This window comes from Streptomyces sp. NPDC049837, assembly GCF_040674455.1.
Taxonomy (GTDB): domain Bacteria; phylum Actinomycetota; class Actinomycetes; order Streptomycetales; family Streptomycetaceae; genus Streptomyces.
This window is the reverse complement of the sequence record NZ_JBFAMP010000004.1, coordinates 492,360-509,515: the sequence shown is the minus strand read 5'-3', so window position 1 is coordinate 509,515 and position 17,156 is coordinate 492,360. Positions and strand designations below refer to the sequence as shown.

The window sequence follows — 17,156 nt, the reverse complement described above, 5'->3', positions numbered from 1 at the left end:
AACGCGCCGCCGGTCAACGCGTCAGCCCTCCTCGGGGCCACCGCTCTCCTCGTCGGCCGGCTTCTGCTGTTCTTCCTTGGGCGCCGCCTGGGCGGCCGGGGCCGCCCCGGGCTGGGGCTCGGCCACCGCGACGCGGGCGGGCCTGATGGTCCGCTCGCCGATGCGATACCCCGGCTGAAGGATCGCGACGCAGGTCGTCTCGGTGACGTCCGGCGCGTACGAGTGCATCAGCGCCTCGTGGATCGTCGGGTCGAAGGGCTCGCCCTCCTTGCCGAACTGCTGGAGGCCCATCTTGGCGGCGACCGTCTCCAGCGATTCGGCCACCGACTTGAAGCCGCCCACCAGCTCGCCGTGCTCACGGGCGCGGCCGATGTCGTCGAGCACCGGCAGGAGCTCGGTCAGGAGGTTCGCCACGGCGATCTCCTTGACCGTGACCCGGTCGCGCTCGACCCGGCGGCGGTAGTTCTGGTACTCGGCCTGGAGCCGCTGCAGGTCCGCGGTGCGCTCGCCGAGCGCGGTGCGGGCCTGGTCGAGCTGGGCCGTCAGGCCGGCGATCTGTGCGGTGGCGTCCCCTGCCGGGGCCGCCGGGCCCTCCTCCGCGGCGTTCGCGGAGGGAGTGGCACCGGCGGCGTCGGCGTCGTCAGGCGCGGCGCCGGAGGGGACGTCGGGCTTCTCCTCGAAGCCCGGGGTCTCCTCCGTCATGCGGCCCCCTTCGGCTTCTCGTCGTCGACGATCTCGGCGTCGACGACATCGTCGTCGGCAGCGGCACCCTGGGCGGCACCCGGAGCCTCACCGGCACCGGCGGCCCCGCCCGCGGCCTGGGCGTCCGCGTACATGGCCTGGCCGAGCTTCTGCGAGACGGCCGCGACCTTCTCCGTGGCGGTGCGGATCTCGGCGGTGTCCTCGCCCTTCAGCTTCTCCTTGAGCTCGTTCACCGCCGTCTCGACCTCGGTCTTGACGTCGCCCGGAACCTTGTCCTCGTTGTCCTTGAGGAACTTCTCCGTCTGGTAGACGAGCTGCTCGCCCTGGTTGCGGGTCTCGGCGGCCTCGCGGCGCTTGTGGTCCTCCTCCGCGTACCGCTCGGCCTCCTCACGCATCCGGTCGACCTCGTCCTTCGGCAGCGAGGAGCCGCCGGTGACGGTCATCTTCTGCTCCTTGCCCGTGCCCAGGTCCTTGGCGGTCACGTGCATGATGCCGTTGGCGTCGATGTCGAAGGAGACCTCGATCTGCGGGACGCCACGCGGGGCCGGCGGAAGGCCGGTCAGCTCGAACATGCCGAGCTTCTTGTTGTACGCCGCGATCTCGCGCTCGCCCTGGTAGACCTGGATCTGCACCGACGGCTGGTTGTCCTCCGCCGTCGTGAAGATCTCCGAGCGCTTGGTCGGGATCGTGGTGTTGCGCTCGATCAGCTTGGTCATGATGCCGCCCTTGGTCTCGATACCGAGGGACAGCGGGGTCACGTCGAGGAGCAGGACGTCCTTGACCTCACCCTTGAGGACACCGGCCTGGAGCGAGGCGCCGATGGCGACGACCTCGTCCGGGTTGACGCCCTTGTTGGCCTCCTTGCCGCCGGTCAGCTCCTTGACGAGCTCGGCGACGGCCGGCATACGGGTGGAGCCACCGACGAGAACGACGTGGTCGATCTCGGAGAGCTGGATGCCCGCGTCCTTGATCACGTTGTGGAACGGCGTCTTGCAGCGCTCCAGCAGGTCCGCGGTGAGCTGCTGGAACTGGGCGCGCGTGAGCTTCTCGTCCAGGTGCAGCGGGCCCTCGGCGGACGCCGTGATGTAGGGCAGGTTGATCGAGGTCTCGGTGGACGAGGACAGCTCGATCTTGGCCTTCTCGGCGGCCTCGCGGAGGCGCTGGAGGGCCATCTTGTCCTTGGACAGGTCGACACCGTGCCCGGACTGGAACTGCTTGACCAGGTAGTCGACGACGCGCTGGTCCCAGTCGTCACCACCGAGGTGGTTGTCACCGTTGGTGGCCTTCACCTCGACGACGCCGTCGCCGATCTCCAGCAGCGAGACGTCGAAGGTGCCGCCACCGAGGTCGAAGACCAGGATGGTCTGGTCGTCCTTGTCCAGGCCGTACGCGAGGGCGGCGGCCGTCGGCTCGTTGACGATGCGCAGGACGTTGAGGCCCGCGATCTCACCGGCCTCCTTGGTGGCCTGGCGCTCGGAGTCGTTGAAGTACGCCGGAACGGTGATCACCGCGTCGGTGACCTTCTCGCCCAGGTACGCCTCGGCGTCGCGCTTCAGCTTCTGCAGGATGAAGGCGCTGATCTGCTGCGGGTTGAAGTTCTTCCCGTCGAGCTCGATCTTCCAGTCGGTGCCCATGTGACGCTTGACGGACCGGATGGTCCGGTCGACGTTCGTGACCGCCTGGCGCTTGGCCACCTCGCCGACGAGCACCTCGCCGTTCTTGGCAAAGGCGACGACGGACGGCGTGGTCCTGGCGCCCTCGGCGTTGGTGATGACGGTGGGCTCGCCGCCTTCCAGAACGCTGACGACGGAGTTAGTCGTGCCCAGGTCGATGCCGACCGCACGTGCCATTTTCGATTCCTCCAACTGACTTGAGTGGAACAGGCTCAAGGATGCACGACGGCCGCACCGGAGTCAACAGAGTTGAGTCACTTACGCTCAACTTATGCGGCTCGGCTCACGCAGCCCGCCGCACGACCCGCCGCGTACCCGCGAACCACTACCACCTCGCACACAACCGTGCGATCGTTCAAAGAACGAACCAAAAGCCGCATAAGTCGCAAAGTTGTCAGGTGGTGTGCCCATGCGCCCCTCCCCGCCGCACCCCTCCCCCGAGCCGCGGTCCCTCCCCGCCCCCGGCCCGCCCCACCCCTCCCCGGACCCGAAGCGCATCCTCGATCTGACCCTCGGCTCGGCGCTGCTCGCACTGGTGGCCCCGCTGCTCCTTGCGGCCACGGTCGCGACCGCACTGAGACGGCCGGCCGGCGGCGTCTTCGTGACGGAGACCAGAGCCGGCCTCGGCGGCCACCCCTTCACGCTCCGCCACCTCCGCACGCGCCGCTTCGGGCTGCACGTGCTGTCCCGGCTGCCCCACGTCGTACGCGGCGAGATGTCGCTCGTCGGCCCGGCGCCCCTGCCGCCCGGCGACCCGGCCGCCCACGCCCCGTGGCGCCGCAGCGTCAGGCCGGGACTGACCGGCCTGGCCCAGGTCCGGCGCGCTTCCACGCTCCCCTGGGACGAGCCGCTGCTGCTCGACCAGCACTACGTGGAGCACCGGTGGATCGGCCTGGACCTCGCACTCCTGCTACGGACGTTGCCCAGGCCGTGGAGGGTGGCGGGTCAGGCTCACCTGAGCGACGCAGATCACCGCGTGCGCGGCTACAGTGCGGCGGAATAAGTGGGTACGCTCAGCACGAACTGAATAAGTTACCGCTTAGTAGTAGTGCCCACGTTCTCCCACCCTCGCAGGCCCGAGGAGCCTCCATGCAACTCGCCGCGATCATTGTGTCGCTGACCCTGACCGTGGTCGGCGTTGCGCTGCTCGCCCGCGCCATCGGCCAGTTCGTCCGCCACTTCAAGCTGGGCCAGCCGGTCCCCGCCGGCACCCGGACCGACAACCCCTACCAGCGCAGTGTCACGCTGGTCCGGGAGTTCCTCGGTCACACGCGGATGAACCGATGGGGCATCGTCGGCATCGCCCACTGGTTCGTGGCGGTCGGCTTCCTGACGCTGCCGCCGACCCTCGCCCAGGCGTACGGCCAGCTCTTCCAGGCCGACTGGGTGCTGCCGGTCATCGGCGGCTTCCTGCCGTTCGAGCTGTACATCGAGTTCATCGGCGTGATGACCGTCCTGGGCATCGCCGTCCTGATGGTGATCCGCCTGCTGAGCCTGCCCTCCCGGGCCGGCCGCAAGTCCCGCTTCGCGGGCTCCAAGGCGTGGCAGGCGTACTTCGTCGAGTACGTGATCCTCACCATCGGCCTGGCGATCTACGTGCTGCGCGGCCTGGAGGGTGCCCTGCACCACGTGGACCACTACGAGGCCGCCTACTTCGCGTCGTACCCGCTGGTCCTGGCCTTCGAGGGCCTGTCGGTCGGCGCACTGCAGAACCTGGTCTACCTCGTCGCGATGATCAAGATCGGCGTATCGCTGATCTGGATGATCACGGTCTCGCTCAACACCAACATGGGTGTGGCCTGGCACCGCTTCCTGGCGTTCCCCAACATCTGGTTCAAGCGCAACGCAGACGGCTCGACCGCGCTCGGCGCGCTCCAGCCCATGACCTCCGGCGGGAAGCCGATCGACTTCGAGGACCCGGGCGACGACGACGTCTACGGCGTCTCCCAGGTCGAGCACTTCTCCTGGAAGGGCCTGCTCGACTTCTCCACCTGCACCGAGTGCGGCCGCTGCCAGTCGCAGTGCCCCGCCTGGAACACGGGCAAGCCGCTCTCCCCGAAGCTGCTCATCATGTCGCTGCGCGACCACGCGCACGCCAAGGCGCCGTACCTGCTGGCGGGCGGCGGCAAGACGATGGAGGGCGAGGAGAAGGCGTCCGAGGAGGCCCTCAAGGACGTCCCCGCCTCCGCCCTCGCCGAGGCCGAGCGGCCGCTGATCGGCACGCTGGAGGAGAACGGCGTCATCGACCCGGACGTGCTGTGGTCCTGCACCACCTGCGGTGCGTGCGTGGAGCAGTGCCCGGTCGACATCGAGCACGTCGACCACATCGTCGACATGCGCCGCTACCAGGTGATGATCGAGTCCGCCTTCCCGTCCGAGGCGGGCACGATGCTCAAGAACCTGGAGAAGAAGGGCAACCCCTGGGGCCTGGCCAAGAAGCAGCGCGTGGAGTGGACCAAGGAGGTCGACTTCGAGGTCCCGATCGTCGGCAAGGACATCGAGGACCTGTCCGAGGTCGACTACCTGTACTGGGTCGGCTGCGCGGGCGCCCTGGAGGACCGGGCCAAGAAGACCACCAAGGCCTTCGCGGAGCTGCTGCACATGGCGGGCGTCAAGTTCGCGATCATGGGCGGCGACGAGAAGTGCACGGGTGACTCCGCCCGCCGCCTGGGCAACGAGCCGCTGTTCCAGCAGCTCGGCCAGGAGAACGTGGCGATGCTGAACATGGCGTTCGGCGAGGACGACGAGGACGAGTCGACCAAGAAGCCCAAGTCGGCGAAGAAGATCGTCGCGACCTGCCCGCACTGCTTCAACACGATCGCGAACGAGTACCCGCAGTTGGGCGGCGAGTTCGAGGTCATCCACCACACGCAGTTGCTCCAGCACCTCATCGACGAGGGCAAGCTGATCCCGGTCACGCCGGTCGACGGCCTGATCACGTACCACGACCCGTGCTACCTGGGCCGCCACAACAAGGTCTACACGCCGCCGCGCGAGATCATGTCGGCCGTCCCGGGCCTGCGCCAGCAGGAGATGCACCGCCACAAGGAGCGCGGCTTCTGCTGCGGCGCCGGTGGCGCGCGGATGTGGATGGAGGAGCGGATCGGCAAGCGCATCAACACCGAGCGCGTCGACGAGGCCCTGTCCCTGAACCCGGACATCGTCTCCACCGCCTGCCCCTTCTGCCTCGTGATGCTCACGGACTCCGTGAACGGCAAGAAGAACGACGGCAAGGCGAAGGAGAACCTCCAGGTCGTGGACGTGGCCCAGCTCCTGCTGGAGTCCGTCAAGAAGCCGCTGGAGGAGTCCCCGGCGGAGGACACGGACGCGGACACGGAGCCGGAGCCGGTGAAGTAGCCCGCCGTACGAGTGTGAACGGCCGGACCTGCCCGGAGGGGCGGGTCCGGCCGGTTCTCATTTCTGGACGCTGTACCGCTCGATCAGTTGGCCCTGGAAGCTGTAGACCCAGCTACTGCCGCCGTGCCTGCCGTCGATGACGACGAACTTGTAGCGCCCCTTGAAGCCCTTGCCACCGTTGACGATCTTGTAGGTCCAGCCGTCGTTGAGGGCGGAGGGGTGCTTGAGGGTGAGCGTGCCGAGGCGGTTGCCGTTGGGCATGGAGATGTCGGCACGGGGCCCGTGCTTGCTCTCGCCGAGCGCGGCGATGCGTCCGTCGGGCATGTGGACGCGTACGGGCTTGTTCTGCCGCTGCTGCTTCGTACCGCTCTCCACCCAAGAAGTGACGGACCCGTCGGGCTGAAGGACGACATGGAGGCCGTTGTTCTGCCCATACGCCGGGGCGCCGGTGGTGCGGAGGGTGTCGAGCCTGTCGCCGCCGGCCCATATCTCGGCCTCGTAGTGGTTCTCGCCGAGCTGGTAGACCCGGGCGGTGGACCCGTCGGCGAGCCGGACGGACTTCACGAGGTCCCGCACGACACTGACCTGCTCCTGGCTGACCTGCTCCTGACTGACCTGCTCCTGACTGACCTGCCCCTGCTCCGGTCCCGGTACGTCGTCGGCGGCGAAGGCAGCCGTGGCCGGGAGGGTGAGGGCGGCGACCAGGCCGGTCGCGATGGCGGCGGTACGGAGGGTGGTGCTACGCATGGGCATCCTTCGTCATTCGTGCGAAAACCGACACCCACGAAGCTAGAGGCCCCTCGTGTGACCTACGCCTCAGTACGGTAACGAACAGCCATAGCCATCAGCACAACCTCATGAATAGGTCAATCCTGGACGAATCCAACCCCTAGGGGATGTCACAGCTCAGCAGCAAACGACCCCCCGTTCCCGGGCCCGTCCACCCGACACGGCCGGACCGGGTACGTTCGGTGACGTGGCTGGATTCAGGATCGGACGCGGCCGGGACAACCGCACCCCGCAACAACAACCGCAGCAGGCGCCGTACGGCAGCGCGGCAGCGCCGCCCCCGTACACGGGCCCGCAGCAGCAGTGGCCCCAGGGGCAGCAGCAGTACGGCGAGCCGGAGTACTTCGGCGACCCGTACCAGCAGCAGCCCCCCGCCGCCCCGCACGACCCGTACGCGGCGAACAACCCGGGCCACACCCGGGCGTTCAGCATCCACGACGAGGCGTACGCCGCCGGGCCCGACACGTACGGCGACGGCGCCACGTACCAGGCCGGCGCCGCCCCCGCCCCGGCAGGCCCGCGCCTGCACTGGAAGCAGTTGCTCAGCGGCATCGTGCTGCGCCCGGGCCCGACGTTCTGGCAGATGCGCGACCACGCCGTGTGGGGCCCCGCGCTGGTCGTGACGTTCCTCTACGGCCTGCTGGCCCTCTTCGGGTTCGACCAGGCCCGCGAGGAGGCGATCAACGCCACGCTGTCGACGGCGATCCCGTACGTCCTCGTCACCGGCGTCATGTTCGTCGTCGGCGGTCTGATCATGGGTGCCGTCACCCACACCCTGGCGCGCCAGCTCGGCGGCGACGGCGCCTGGCAGCCGACGGTCGGCCTCTCGATGCTGATCATGGCGATGACGGACGCGCCGCGCCTGCTGTTCGCCCTGTTCCTGGGCGGCGAGAACACCCTCGTACAGGTCGTGGGCTGGCTGTCCTGGCTGGCGGCGGGAGCGCTGTTCACGTCGATGGTGAGCAAGTCGCACGACCTGCCGTGGCCGAAGGCGCTGGGCGCGTCGGCGATCCAGCTCGTGGCGCTGCTGTCGCTGATCAAGCTGGGCACGATCTGAGCGGCGTACGTACGACGAAGGCCCCCGCCAAGGCGGGGGCCTTTCACGTACCGGTGTCCGTCAGGCGTCGAGGACCTGGCCCTCACGCTTCACGACGGGCGGCTCGACGCTCCACGGGAAGTTGATCCACTCGTCGGTCTTCTTCCACACGTACTCGCACTTCACGAGGGAGTGCGACTTCTCGTAGATGACCGCGCTGCGCACCTCGGCGACCGCGCCGAGGCAGAAGTCGTGGACGAGCTTCAGCGTCTTGCCGGTGTCGGCGACGTCGTCGGCGATCAGCACCTTCTTGTCGCTGAAGTCGATCACGTTGGGCACCGGCGCGAGCATCACCGGCATCTCCAAGGTCGTCCCGACCCCGGTGTAGAACTCCACATTGACCAGGTGGATGTTCTTGCAGTCCAGGGCGTACGCGAGCCCACCGGCGACGAAGACGCCGCCGCGGGCGATGCTCAGCACGATGTCGGGCTCGTACCCGTCGTCCGCGATGCTCTGCGCCAGCTCGCGGATCGCGGTCCCGAACTTCTCGTAGGTCAGGTTCTCCCGTACGTCACTCATGCTCACACCTGCGTCCGATGGAAGTTCTGGAAGGACCGCGAGGCGGTCGGCCCCCGCTGCCCCTGGTACCGCGACCCGTAGCGCTCACTGCCGTACGGGAACTCCGCCGGCGAGCTGAGGCGGAACATGCAGAGCTGCCCGATCTTCATGCCCGGCCAGAGCTTGATCGGCAGCGTGGCGAGGTTCGACAGCTCGAGCGTCACGTGCCCGGAGAAGCCGGGGTCGATGAACCCGGCGGTCGAGTGGGTCACCAGCCCGAGCCGCCCGAGTGAACTCTTCCCTTCGAGCCGCGAAGCGAGATCATCAGGCAGGCTGATCACCTCGTACGTCGACGCGAGCACGAACTCGCCCGGGTGCAGGATGAACGCCTCGTCCCCCTCCGGCTCGACCAGCCGCGTGAGGTCCGCCTGCTCGACGGCCGGATCGATGTGGGGGTAGCGGTGGTTCTCGAACACCCGGAAGTAGCGGTCCAGCCGCACGTCGATGCTCGAGGGCTGCACCATGGAGTCGTCGTACGGGTCGATACGTACCCGCCCGGCGTCGATCTCGGCCCGGATGTCCTTGTCTGAGAGAAGCACTCCCCGAGGATACGCAGAGCGCGCGGGCCCGCCCCAATCGGACGGCCCCCGCGCGCTCACCACCACTTCCGGCTACTCCCCGCTACCGCCGCTCCAGCTCCACGGGCACGGCCTGCCGCAACCGCGCACACCGCGGACACCGCAACAACCGCCCGGGCCCGATCCGGCCGGCACCGAGCTGCTGCATCGGGAACGAAGCGGTACTGAACACATGCCCTTCGGCACAGCGGACGACGGTGCGCTCCATGGAGTCCATCAAGTCCCTTCCCCAACCAAAGCGTGGACGAGAAAGCCACATTAGGGGATCAACAGGACACCACTCCAGGCGGCACTCCGCCCCCACACCGTACGCCTCAACTCCCGCCCCCCGCACACGGATCCATCCCCCACACAGCACAAAGACCCCGCGGCGCGATACACCGGGGGCCTGCCAATGAGGTACAGTGAGCGACGGTACGACACCGGCCCTCCGGTGCCTACTTACGCGGGTGTAGTTTAATGGTAGAACATGAGCTTCCCAAGCTCAGAGCGCGGGTTCGATTCCCGTCACCCGCTCCACGCAGAAGGCCCAGGTCGACGACCCGGGCCTTTCTTGTTGTCTGGACCAGGTCACCGGCCCCGTGCCCGTTGCGTGCCCGATGCCTTCTCGCGCTCGGTCTGGACGAGCCGGTCGAGGCCCGCAGCGACCTCCCTTTGGCGCTCCTGGTCGGAGTGCTGGTAGATCAGCGCGGCTTTCTCCGTGGACTGGCCCGCCCGGACCATCGTGTCCTTGAGCGTGGCGCCCGAGCGCGTAGCGAGGGTGTGCCCGGTGTGACGAAGATCGTAAAAGCGGAAGCCCTCGGGCAGGCCGACAGCGGTCCGGGCTTTGCGCCACTTCCGCCCGAAGGTGGAACGGCGGAACGGCTTGCCCTTCTCCCCCACGAACAGCAGTCCGTCAGGTGCCTTCTCCGCGTACCAGTCCAGGTGCCGGCGGAGGTCCGTCGCCATGAAGGCGGGCAGGACCATGAAGCGCCGTCCGGCCTCCGACTTGGTGTCGCCCTGGACGCGTCGACCAGTGGTCAGCTCAGGCTCGGCCTTGCGGACCCAGACGCCGGGGGTGTCGATGTCGACGTCCGGACGCCGCATGGCCGCCTGTTCCTCGGGGCGGGCGGGACCATACGCGGCGAGGTAGACCATCAGCCGCCAGCGCGGGCCCATCGCGTCGGCGAGCGCGTCGACCTGGGCGACGGTGGCGACGGGCCGCTCGGGGGCTGATTCCTTGCCCGCGCCCTTGATCCGGCAGGGGTTGCGACGGATGGCCTCATCGTCGACGGCCGTTTGGAGGATGGCCTTCAGGAGCCGGTACGACTTGGCCACGGTGGTCGCGCCGGTTGCCTTGCGCCGCTCGGCTCGCCAGGCGCGGACGGCGGGCGGAGTGATCTCGTCGAGGTCCACGCCGCCGAAGGTGGGCAGGATGTGGAGCCGCAGCAGGCGCCGGTACAGCTCATCGGTGGTCGCGGCCAGGTCGCGCTCGTCGACCCACCGGGTGGCGTACTTCTCGAAGTTGATCGCGCCCGCGTCAGGGTCGGTCCAGTCGCCGCGCCGGAGGGCGGTCTGCTGCTCGGCCAGCCAGTCGTCAGCGTCCCGAGCGGTCTCGAAGGTGTGCGGGGCGGGCCGGTCAATGCCGTCCGGGCCGAGGTACCGAGCCTGGTACCGGCCGGAGGGAAGCTTGCGGACACGCCCGAACCGCCGCTTCTTGCCTGCCATCAAGCAGCCCTCCCGTACCGGCTGCGGCGACGGCGGACCGGCTGCACGGTGTTGGCCTCGATGTACGCGTCGAGGACTCCCTCAGGGATGCGGACGTGGCGGCCGACCTTGACGAAGGCGATCCGGCGTTCGGCGATCAGTCGCCGGGGGAAGCGGTCGGTGGTGCCGAGGCGTTCGGCGGCCTGGTCGACGGTCAGCAGGCGGTCACTCACGTCGGGTCTCCTTCCAGGGCTGCAAGTTCTTGGCGGGCGGTTTCGCGGTTGAGCTGAAGGTCCCGGGCGATGGAGGCCGCCAGCACGGATTCGCCGGGGGTGTGGCCGTGTCCGGCGTACTGCCAGTCGGCGAGGACGAGGACGGTGTCGTCCTGGTCGTGTTCGAGGTCGGGCAGGCCGAGGGCCTCGCGCTGCTGGGCGGCGCGGTAGTCGGCGCGGATCTGGCGCAGGGCGCCGAGAGTGGTGGAGTAGCGGCGGGACTTGGTGGAGAAGTGGCCGCGGAAGCCGAGCATGTGAGCCCAGGCCCACAGACGCCGGTCGGGGTAGACGGGGTCGAGTTCCTTGCATGCCCGGATGAGGCGCTGGGCGTGCTCGGGGACCCGGTGGCGGTCGAGTTCGGCGAGTTCGCCGATGCGGCGGTCCAGGGTGCCGGTCGTTTCGGCGGCTTTGGTGGCGTACTTGGCGACGTAGGAGGCGACGGCCTGTTCGGTGATGTCGGTGCCGGCCTCGAAGGCGCGGATGGTCCGGATGTCGAGCTGGGTGCCCCAGCGCAGAGTGCGGGCGGGTTGGTCGGCGGCGGCCGGGACGGTGACGGTCGTGTACGAGTGGGCGACGGCGGCGCGGATGGCGTCGGTGAGCAGCTGCACGGTGGCCCAGGCGGGCGGCGGGTCCTCGGGGCCGTCCGGTCCGTCGAGGCGTATGACGGCGTGGAAGTGGACGGCGCCGCGCTTCTGGAACTCGGCGACCTTGCCGTAGGAGACGCGGGCGGCTTCCTTCAGCTCGCGTTGGGTGAGGCCGGCGCGGGCGGCGATCTCGCGGCGGAGCCGGTTCGTGAACCGCTGCCAGAGGTGTCCGGCATGGTTGTTGAACAGGACGGCGGCGGCGTAGTCGTAGTTGTCGGGGTTGAGCGGGGTGCCGAGTGTGTCGTCGTCGGCCTGGTGCTGGGCGCCGCAGCGGCAGCGGCCGGTGTTGGGGCGGTTGTGGACCGGGCCGAAGCTGGGTGCGGTGAGGGTGGCGAAGACGCGGGGGTGTTCGCGGACGGTGGTGGGGACGTCCTTGTCCTGGTCGCCCGCGAGTCCGGCGCGGATCAGGTGGTAGGTGTCGGCGGCGTACACGTAGGCGCAGGCGGGGCAGCGGGAGGCGCGGCGGTTGCCGCAGGCGAGGCGGAGTCGTCCGCCGGGCTCGTCCTTGGTGGAGTAGCTGTGGAGCGTCTCGCCGGTGACCTTGTCCTTTGTGATGGTCCAGCCGGTGAGGTGAATCGGGTTGGCGCAGCCTCCGGTTCGGCGGATCTGGTCTTGCCAACGGTCGAAGCCGGGGGACCCGGCCACCCGCAGCAGATCGCTGAAGGTGACCGGGTCCAGGCCCGCCATGGTGGCGGTGTGGGTCAAAGCGATCACCGGCCCCAACGTCGACGCGTCTGCGGCGTGCTGGCGTCGCTGCTGGACGGGCCCGACACGTCGTCGCCCGAACAATTCCGGCTGGGCCACTTCTGGCCCCTGGGCTCGTCGTGCGTGTCGTGGGCCTTGATGGTCTTCTTCAGGCAGTCGTATTCGCCGTCGATGTCCTCGTAGTGGAGGCGGTCGACGCCAAGGCTCCAGCGGCGGGGCATCAGACGTTCACCTCCTGCCGGCGCACGGCGGGGGCGGTGCCGGTGCCCATGCAGCGGCGGCAGGTGATGTGGAGGGTGGCGCGGGTGCCGTCGGGGAGGCGGGTGCCGGTGTCGATGGCGACGACGGGGAAGCCGTCGCAGTCGGGGCAGACCCGCATTCGGGCGGGGCTGTGCTGGGACATGATGGAGCTTCCTTTCGATTGCGGTTGGAAGGGGCCGGACCGTCCGGGCGGCGGCGATGCTTGGCGGCTTGTGCGCCGCCCGGAGGCCGGTCGATGCGTGGCCGTGCTCAGTGCGCGGCGGTGCGCGAGCCTCGGCGGCCGGGCTTGCCCTTGATCTCGTACATGTGGGCGTCGGCGGCGGAGAGCGCGTCGGAGAGGCTGGCGACCGGGAGATCTGCCAGGCGGCAGGCGCCGACGGACACGTACACCGGGATGCGCTTGCCGGCGTGGGTCAGCGGTTCGTGCAGCAGGTCGACGAGCTGGTCGATGTCGGCGGCGTCGGCGGAGCGGATGACGGCGACGAACTCGTCTCCGCCGAGGCGGCCCGCGATGCCGTGTCGTCCGCACCAGTCGGCGAGGCGGGCGGCGGTGGCGGTGAGCGCGGCGTCCCCCGCGGCGTGGCCGTAGGTGTCGTTAAGGGTCTTGAAGTCGTCGACGTCCAGGAGGAGGACCAGGGCGTCGGGGTGCCGGCGGATGAGCCGTTCGGCCCGAGCGGTCCACCCGGCACGGGTGCGGAGGCGGGTGAGCGGGTCGCGGCGGGCGGTGGCCAGCCGGTGAGCGAGGTACCCGGAGTGGGCGGCCCAGCCGAGCAGTGGCAGGGATAAGGCGAGCGCTTGCGAGTCCACGGTTCTCCCTCGGTTGCGGTTGGAAGGGGCGTCGTGTGGCCGTCCGGGGCGGTGGCGATGCTTGGCGGCTTGTGGCACCGCCCGGAGGCCGGTCAGCGGTTGAGTTCCTGGCGGAGCAGGCGGACCAGGAGCAGGAGCACCACCCCGCTGACGGAGAGGGCGAGCGCGGTGATGGCCACGGCCAGGAGCGTGGAGACGAGCACGGTTCCGACCGCGACGACGCCGACGACGGCGGCCGTGGGGTCGGCGCGCGTCTTGTCCAGGAAGCCGGTGCGGGGCGCGGGCGCCCGCGGGGTGGGCGTCTGGACCGGCGCGGGGGCGGTGCGGATCGGGGTCGGCGTGTAGGTGTCGGGGGTCGGGTACTTGGGCTTGAACACGGCCGTTCTCCTTACTTGGCGAGCGGGTCGATGGCCGGGGCCAGGAAGCTGTCGGCGAGGAGGTAGCCGCCCAGGAGGAGCACGGCCACGAGCCACCAGGGCGGACGGATGAGCTTGACGCCAAGGGCGCCGATGACGATCAGGGCGAGCCAGAGCGGGACGTCCATGACGCGATCTCCTGTGGGTCAGCGCGGGTTGCAGCGGTGGGTGCGGGCGGCGAGTTCGGCGGCGGCGCGGCTGAGGTAGTCGGCCGACCAGTCGCAGCCGGGCGCGGTGCAGGCGGCGGCATGCGCCTCGCGGCCGTGGCGGTCGTGGTGGGTGCCGATCTGGACGGGGCCGATGCGGTCGACGTCCCAGAAGCGGTTGCGGGCCATGGGGTCACCTCCTCTCAGGCGAGCTGGGCGGCGATGGCGTCGGCCATCGGGGCGGGGACGCCGAGGCGGGCGCGCAGGATGTCCGGGCCCATGGGCTGGCCGGTCGATGCCCGGTGGGCGTCGGCGAGCTTGCGGGCATGGGCGATCAGGGCGGGCGGAACGTGGGGAGCGGGCGGGGCGGGCGGCAGGGCCGGGGCCGGTTCCGGCTCGCTGATCTGCTCGCGTACCGGCTCAGGGTCGGTGGGCTCTGTGGCGGGCTCCTCCTCGGGAGCCGGGGTGTGGACCAGGAGGGTGCCGCCGAGGAAGGCGAGGGCCGGCCACCCGGCGACGAGGATGCGCAGCCAGTCCGGCACGTCGTTCAGGTCGAGCAGTCCGGCCGTGGCGACGTTCGCCCCGAGGGAGGCGGCGAGCGCGACCGCGAACCAGGACCATGCGGCGTTGCGTGAGGCTCCGGTGTCGCGCAGAGACCGCAGCCGACGCCAGGCGGCGACCAGCAGCAGGTCGACAGAGACCGGGTAGGCCCATGCCTTCCAGCCGTGCTGCCCGGCGGCTTGGGCGAGGTCATGCAGGTGGGAGAAGGACAGGGCACCGGCGATGACGGCCTGGACGAGGACGGCGTCGACGCGCAGCGAGGGACGCATGGCGATCAGTCCTTGTCATCGGCGGAGATGTCGGCGGCGACCAGCGCGAGGCCGGTGGCGGCCGGTATGGGGCGGAAGGCGGTGAGGCCGGGGACGTCCGGGGTCAGGTGGGCGTGCTCGGCGCAGGTGGCGACGGCGTCGGCCAGCTCCGTAAACGGGCTGCGGACCAGTGACCAGCCGCCCGAGGAGTCCCCGGCGACGGCGACCCCACGCTGTTCCGGCGCTATGGCGGTGGCGGCGAGTACGGCGGACGGGCTGATGTCCCCCAGCGCCATCTTGGCCGTGGTCTCGTCGTTGACCCGGTGCGAGATGCGGCCGGTGAGCTGAGCGCGAAGCGCCGTGGCGCCCTTGCCCAGTTCGGCGCCGAAGCGCTGGCCGCACACTTCCAGGTAGATGCCGGCGGCCCGGCCGAGCTGAGCTATGCGGATGAGCTGGGTGACCATCTGGTCGCGGCGCTTCTCGTCGGCCGACGACGCGGCGAGGAACAGTTCCGCCACCTCGTCGACCACCACGACGATCGGCACCGGTCGCAGCTCGTCGGGGAGCCCCCAGATGTCCGAGGTGATGGACTCCACCGGTACGGAACCGAGGCCCTGGACGCCACGGATCAGCTCGTACCGCTGCGTCATCTCCTCGACCAGGACGTCGAGGAGGTCGGCCGCCTCTTCCGGGGCGCACGCGAGAGCGGACAGCCGCGGGGCGAACGGTGCCAGCTCGACTCCCCACTTGCAGTCGATCCCGACGAGTGCGACGGGCTGCGGAGCGAGACCGGTCACCAGGCCGCGCAGGTACACAGACTTGCCCGACAGGGTCGCGCCCATGACCAGTTCGTGAGGCACGGTGCGGAAGTCCCGGAAGTGGACCGAGCCGTCCGACCGCAGGGCGACCGGGACGCGGAGCAGCTCGGGCGGCGGCGCCTTGGGCATGACCACCCGACGCAGCACGTCGTAGCCCACGACCTTGATCTGAAGCCACCCCGGAGTGAGGGCCGCGACATGCACCGCGTACGCACGCCAGGAGTGCCGCAGCCGCTCGGTCGCGGTCTCGAAGTCGCGTACCTCCTGACCGGGCTCCATCCGGATCCGCAGGACGAGCCCGCTCGCGGTGAACCGGAGCCGGGTCAGCCGGGGCACCCGGCGGGGGGCGGTGCGGTTGGTGGTGGCAGCGAGGGCCATCCGTAAGCGGGACGGCGGTTCGGTGAGCCCGCAGGCCTCCATGACCGGGCGGTACGTGACCAGGATCCGAGCGAGCTTGGCCGGCGCCCCGACCGCGTACCAGAACCAGACCGGGCGCCGGTGCCGCAGCACGAGGACTCCGGCGACCACCAGCGCCAGACCGACCCAGGCGAGTAACTGTCCCCTGGACACGGTCAGTTCACCAGCGCCGTGACAGCGGCGGCGCGGAACGAGATGCCGTGCCGCTTCTGCCCGTTGAACTCGTTCTCCCACGGCCGGGCGACGAGCCCGGACAGGGCGACCGGGGTGCCCGTGGTCAGCTCACCGGAGATGTCCGCCTCCGTCACGGTCACGGTGATGACCTCGGCGTTGCCGTTGGCGACGAACAGGACGTCGACGGTCATCAGGGAGCCCCCGGTCTCGGGGTCGACGGCCACGACACCGTTCTTCTTGTCGCGCATCTTGAGCTGGGGCGGCTGGGCGACCATCACGGTCGTGCCGGACAGGTCGACGGGGATCACACGCACGAGATCACTCCTCTAGAGGTGCTTGACTCCACCACTCATGTACATGAGTGACATGAAGAAGAGTGCAGCACTCCTGTACATGAGTCAACCCGCCGCGAAGAAGAAATCGCGGCGGGCCGTGGGGAGTTGAGCGGGCGTCAGTCGGCGGCTGGGATCCGGTACTCCCATACGAACTGGTCAGCGGCCATGAGCGTGTCGCAGACCTCCACGACTCGGCCCTCCGTGGTGACCGCGTTCCGCACCAGGTGCACGACCGGCGCGCCGGGGCTCAGCGCCAGCTCGGAGGACTCCGCCTTGGTGGCCAGCCGGGGGACGAGTGTCTCCACGAACTCGGCGAACTCGTGCCCGTGGTCCTCCAGCCGGGCGTAGATGCCGCCGGGTCCCGGGTTGTCGTTGTGCAGCTCGGGGATCTCCTTGGCCACGTCCCAGGGGATGTAGGAGGTTGCCGTCTCGACCGGGGTGCCGTTGCGGAAGTAGAGCCGCCGCCGGGCTAGCACCTGCGTGCCGGCATCGACCCCGAGCCGTTCGGCGATCTCGGCGGGAGCCTCCGCGGCGCCCCGGTAAAGCATCCGCACCTCGGAAGTGGCCCCAGCCTGGTCGGTCTCGGCGAGGTACGCCGCTTTGCCGCCACGGCGGTGGGAGCGCCGGAAGCGGTCGGACGAGCGCAGCCGTACCGGCGGCCGGTCCTTCACCATCGAACCCTTGCCGTGCCGGGTGTCCACCAGGCCGCTCGCGCGGACCTCCACCATGGCCTTGCGGATCGTTCCGCCGGACACCCCATACCGGTCGATCAGCTCGGACTCGCTCGGCACCATGTCACCAGGCTTCAGGACGCCTGCCCGGATCTGCTGAACGATCTCGTCAGCGATCTGTAGGTATCGAGGTACGGCCTTGCCACCTCCTACCAAAGTTCCCATAGTCCTTCTCTTCCTCC

The 17,156-nt window shown here is 69.7% G+C and carries 21 protein-coding genes and 1 tRNA gene; 4 read left to right on the top strand and 18 right to left on the bottom strand.

Annotated elements, in window-relative coordinates:
- Positions 1-21: 21 nt before the first annotated feature.
- Positions 22-702 carry a nucleotide exchange factor GrpE gene (grpE, locus tag AB0J57_RS13815; protein ID WP_366128288.1) on the bottom strand — a complete coding sequence of 227 codons (681 nt, stop codon included), beginning with the start codon at positions 700-702 and terminating at the stop codon, positions 22-24.
- Positions 699-2,552 (bottom strand): molecular chaperone DnaK, encoded by a 1,854-nt coding sequence (dnaK, locus tag AB0J57_RS13810; protein ID WP_366128287.1) that lies wholly within the window; start codon positions 2,550-2,552, stop codon positions 699-701. The genes grpE and dnaK overlap by 4 nt, the downstream gene beginning before the upstream one ends.
- A gap of 232 nt (positions 2,553-2,784) precedes the next feature.
- Between dnaK and AB0J57_RS13805 the strand changes: the two genes are divergently transcribed.
- Both AB0J57_RS13805 and AB0J57_RS13800 read left to right on the top strand, forming a co-directional pair.
- A complete protein-coding gene (locus AB0J57_RS13805) occupies positions 2,785-3,378 on the top strand; it encodes a sugar transferase (RefSeq protein WP_366128286.1) in 594 nt (197 codons plus the stop codon).
- An 86-nt stretch (positions 3,379-3,464) separates the two neighbouring features.
- Complete coding sequence (locus AB0J57_RS13800) at positions 3,465-5,732, top strand: (Fe-S)-binding protein (protein WP_366128285.1); 2,268 nt, start codon at positions 3,465-3,467, stop codon at positions 5,730-5,732.
- 57 nt (positions 5,733-5,789) lie between these two features.
- On the opposite strand, the gene AB0J57_RS13795 is transcribed toward AB0J57_RS13800, so the two are convergent.
- Positions 5,790-6,479, bottom strand: a complete 690-nt coding sequence (locus AB0J57_RS13795) for a hypothetical protein (RefSeq protein WP_366128284.1) — start codon at positions 6,477-6,479, stop codon at positions 5,790-5,792.
- A gap of 229 nt (positions 6,480-6,708) precedes the next feature.
- Between AB0J57_RS13795 and AB0J57_RS13790 the strand changes: the two genes are divergently transcribed.
- Positions 6,709-7,578 carry a Yip1 family protein gene (locus tag AB0J57_RS13790; RefSeq protein ID WP_366128283.1) on the top strand — a complete coding sequence of 290 codons (870 nt, stop codon included), beginning with the start codon at positions 6,709-6,711 and terminating at the stop codon, positions 7,576-7,578.
- Positions 7,579-7,638: 60 nt separating this feature from the next.
- Here AB0J57_RS13790 and AB0J57_RS13785 read toward each other — a convergent pair whose 3' ends face one another.
- Entirely contained in the window at positions 7,639-8,136 is a 498-nt protein-coding gene (locus AB0J57_RS13785; RefSeq protein ID WP_366128282.1) for a phosphoribosyltransferase, read from the bottom strand.
- 2 nt (positions 8,137-8,138) lie between these two features.
- Entirely contained in the window at positions 8,139-8,714 is a 576-nt protein-coding gene (dcd, locus tag AB0J57_RS13780; protein ID WP_064067207.1) for a dCTP deaminase, read from the bottom strand.
- Positions 8,715-9,198: 484 nt separating this feature from the next.
- Here dcd and AB0J57_RS13775 point away from each other — a divergent pair.
- A tRNA-Gly gene (locus AB0J57_RS13775) sits at positions 9,199-9,272 on the top strand.
- 51 nt (positions 9,273-9,323) lie between these two features.
- Here the strand turns inward: AB0J57_RS13775 and AB0J57_RS13770 are convergent.
- The 13 genes from AB0J57_RS13770 to AB0J57_RS13710 all read right to left on the bottom strand — a co-directional run bounded on the left by AB0J57_RS13770 (position 9,324) and on the right by AB0J57_RS13710 (position 17,139).
- Positions 9,324-10,460: a tyrosine-type recombinase/integrase gene (locus AB0J57_RS13770; RefSeq protein WP_366128281.1), complete on the bottom strand. Its 1,137-nt coding sequence runs from the start codon at positions 10,458-10,460 to the stop codon at positions 9,324-9,326.
- Positions 10,460-10,672: a helix-turn-helix domain-containing protein gene (locus AB0J57_RS13765; RefSeq protein ID WP_360022336.1), complete on the bottom strand. Its 213-nt coding sequence runs from the start codon at positions 10,670-10,672 to the stop codon at positions 10,460-10,462. Before AB0J57_RS13765 ends, AB0J57_RS13770 begins: the two co-directional genes overlap by 1 nt.
- Entirely contained in the window at positions 10,669-12,042 is a 1,374-nt protein-coding gene (gene repSA, locus AB0J57_RS13760) for a replication initiator protein RepSA (RefSeq protein WP_366128518.1), read from the bottom strand. The genes AB0J57_RS13765 and repSA overlap by 4 nt, the downstream gene beginning before the upstream one ends.
- Before the next feature lie 23 nt (positions 12,043-12,065).
- Positions 12,066-12,281, bottom strand: coding sequence for a hypothetical protein (locus AB0J57_RS13755; RefSeq protein WP_366128280.1), 216 nt, complete (start codon positions 12,279-12,281; stop codon positions 12,066-12,068).
- A complete protein-coding gene (locus AB0J57_RS13750; RefSeq protein WP_366128279.1) occupies positions 12,281-12,463 on the bottom strand; it encodes a hypothetical protein in 183 nt (60 codons plus the stop codon). Before AB0J57_RS13750 ends, AB0J57_RS13755 begins: the two co-directional genes overlap by 1 nt.
- 107 nt (positions 12,464-12,570) lie before the next feature.
- Positions 12,571-13,128, bottom strand: a complete 558-nt coding sequence (locus AB0J57_RS13745; RefSeq protein ID WP_366128278.1) for a GGDEF domain-containing protein — start codon at positions 13,126-13,128, stop codon at positions 12,571-12,573.
- Between the two features lie 92 nt (positions 13,129-13,220).
- Complete coding sequence (locus tag AB0J57_RS13740) at positions 13,221-13,505, bottom strand: SpdD protein (protein WP_366128277.1); 285 nt, start codon at positions 13,503-13,505, stop codon at positions 13,221-13,223.
- An 11-nt stretch (positions 13,506-13,516) separates the two neighbouring features.
- Complete coding sequence (locus AB0J57_RS13735; protein ID WP_359652155.1) at positions 13,517-13,672, bottom strand: hypothetical protein; 156 nt, start codon at positions 13,670-13,672, stop codon at positions 13,517-13,519.
- 18 nt (positions 13,673-13,690) lie between these two features.
- Positions 13,691-13,879 carry a mobile element transfer protein gene (locus AB0J57_RS13730; protein WP_344357194.1) on the bottom strand — a complete coding sequence of 63 codons (189 nt, stop codon included), beginning with the start codon at positions 13,877-13,879 and terminating at the stop codon, positions 13,691-13,693.
- A 14-nt stretch (positions 13,880-13,893) separates the two neighbouring features.
- Positions 13,894-14,520: a DUF2637 domain-containing protein gene (locus tag AB0J57_RS13725; protein WP_366128276.1), complete on the bottom strand. Its 627-nt coding sequence runs from the start codon at positions 14,518-14,520 to the stop codon at positions 13,894-13,896.
- A gap of 5 nt (positions 14,521-14,525) precedes the next feature.
- A complete protein-coding gene (locus tag AB0J57_RS13720) occupies positions 14,526-15,824 on the bottom strand; it encodes an FtsK/SpoIIIE domain-containing protein (protein WP_366128517.1) in 1,299 nt (432 codons plus the stop codon).
- A 65-nt stretch (positions 15,825-15,889) separates the two neighbouring features.
- Entirely contained in the window at positions 15,890-16,222 is a 333-nt protein-coding gene (locus AB0J57_RS13715) for a hypothetical protein (RefSeq protein ID WP_366128275.1), read from the bottom strand.
- Between the two features lie 137 nt (positions 16,223-16,359).
- The gene (locus AB0J57_RS13710) at positions 16,360-17,139 is read right to left on the bottom strand and encodes a GntR family transcriptional regulator (RefSeq protein ID WP_366128274.1); all 780 of its coding nucleotides are present in this window, start codon (positions 17,137-17,139) and stop codon (positions 16,360-16,362) included.
- Between the last annotated feature and the right edge of the window lie 17 nt (positions 17,140-17,156).

Bases quoted from the DNA above. Each gene is read 5' to 3' on its own strand.
- AB0J57_RS13805 (WP_366128286.1), top strand. From the start codon at position 2,785: ATGCGCCCCTCCCCGCCGCACCCCTCCCCCGAGCCGCGGTCCCTCCCC.
- AB0J57_RS13710 (WP_366128274.1), bottom strand. From the start codon at position 17,139: ATGGGAACTTTGGTAGGAGGTGGCAAGGCCGTACCTCGATACCTACAG.
- AB0J57_RS13750 (WP_366128279.1), bottom strand. From the start codon at position 12,463: ATGTCCCAGCACAGCCCCGCCCGAATGCGGGTCTGCCCCGACTGCGAC.
- dnaK (WP_366128287.1), bottom strand. From the start codon at position 2,552: ATGGCACGTGCGGTCGGCATCGACCTGGGCACGACTAACTCCGTCGTC.
- AB0J57_RS13725 (WP_366128276.1), bottom strand. From the start codon at position 14,520: ATGCGTCCCTCGCTGCGCGTCGACGCCGTCCTCGTCCAGGCCGTCATC.
- AB0J57_RS13755 (WP_366128280.1), bottom strand. From the start codon at position 12,281: ATGCCCCGCCGCTGGAGCCTTGGCGTCGACCGCCTCCACTACGAGGAC.
- AB0J57_RS13735 (WP_359652155.1), bottom strand. From the start codon at position 13,672: ATGGACGTCCCGCTCTGGCTCGCCCTGATCGTCATCGGCGCCCTTGGC.
- AB0J57_RS13795 (WP_366128284.1), bottom strand. From the start codon at position 6,479: ATGCGTAGCACCACCCTCCGTACCGCCGCCATCGCGACCGGCCTGGTC.
- AB0J57_RS13785 (WP_366128282.1), bottom strand. From the start codon at position 8,136: ATGAGTGACGTACGGGAGAACCTGACCTACGAGAAGTTCGGGACCGCG.
- AB0J57_RS13730 (WP_344357194.1), bottom strand. From the start codon at position 13,879: ATGGCCCGCAACCGCTTCTGGGACGTCGACCGCATCGGCCCCGTCCAG.
- AB0J57_RS13800 (WP_366128285.1), top strand. From the start codon at position 3,465: ATGCAACTCGCCGCGATCATTGTGTCGCTGACCCTGACCGTGGTCGGC.
- repSA (WP_366128518.1), bottom strand. From the start codon at position 12,042: ATGGCGGGCCTGGACCCGGTCACCTTCAGCGATCTGCTGCGGGTGGCC.
- AB0J57_RS13770 (WP_366128281.1), bottom strand. From the start codon at position 10,460: ATGGCAGGCAAGAAGCGGCGGTTCGGGCGTGTCCGCAAGCTTCCCTCC.
- grpE (WP_366128288.1), bottom strand. From the start codon at position 702: ATGACGGAGGAGACCCCGGGCTTCGAGGAGAAGCCCGACGTCCCCTCC.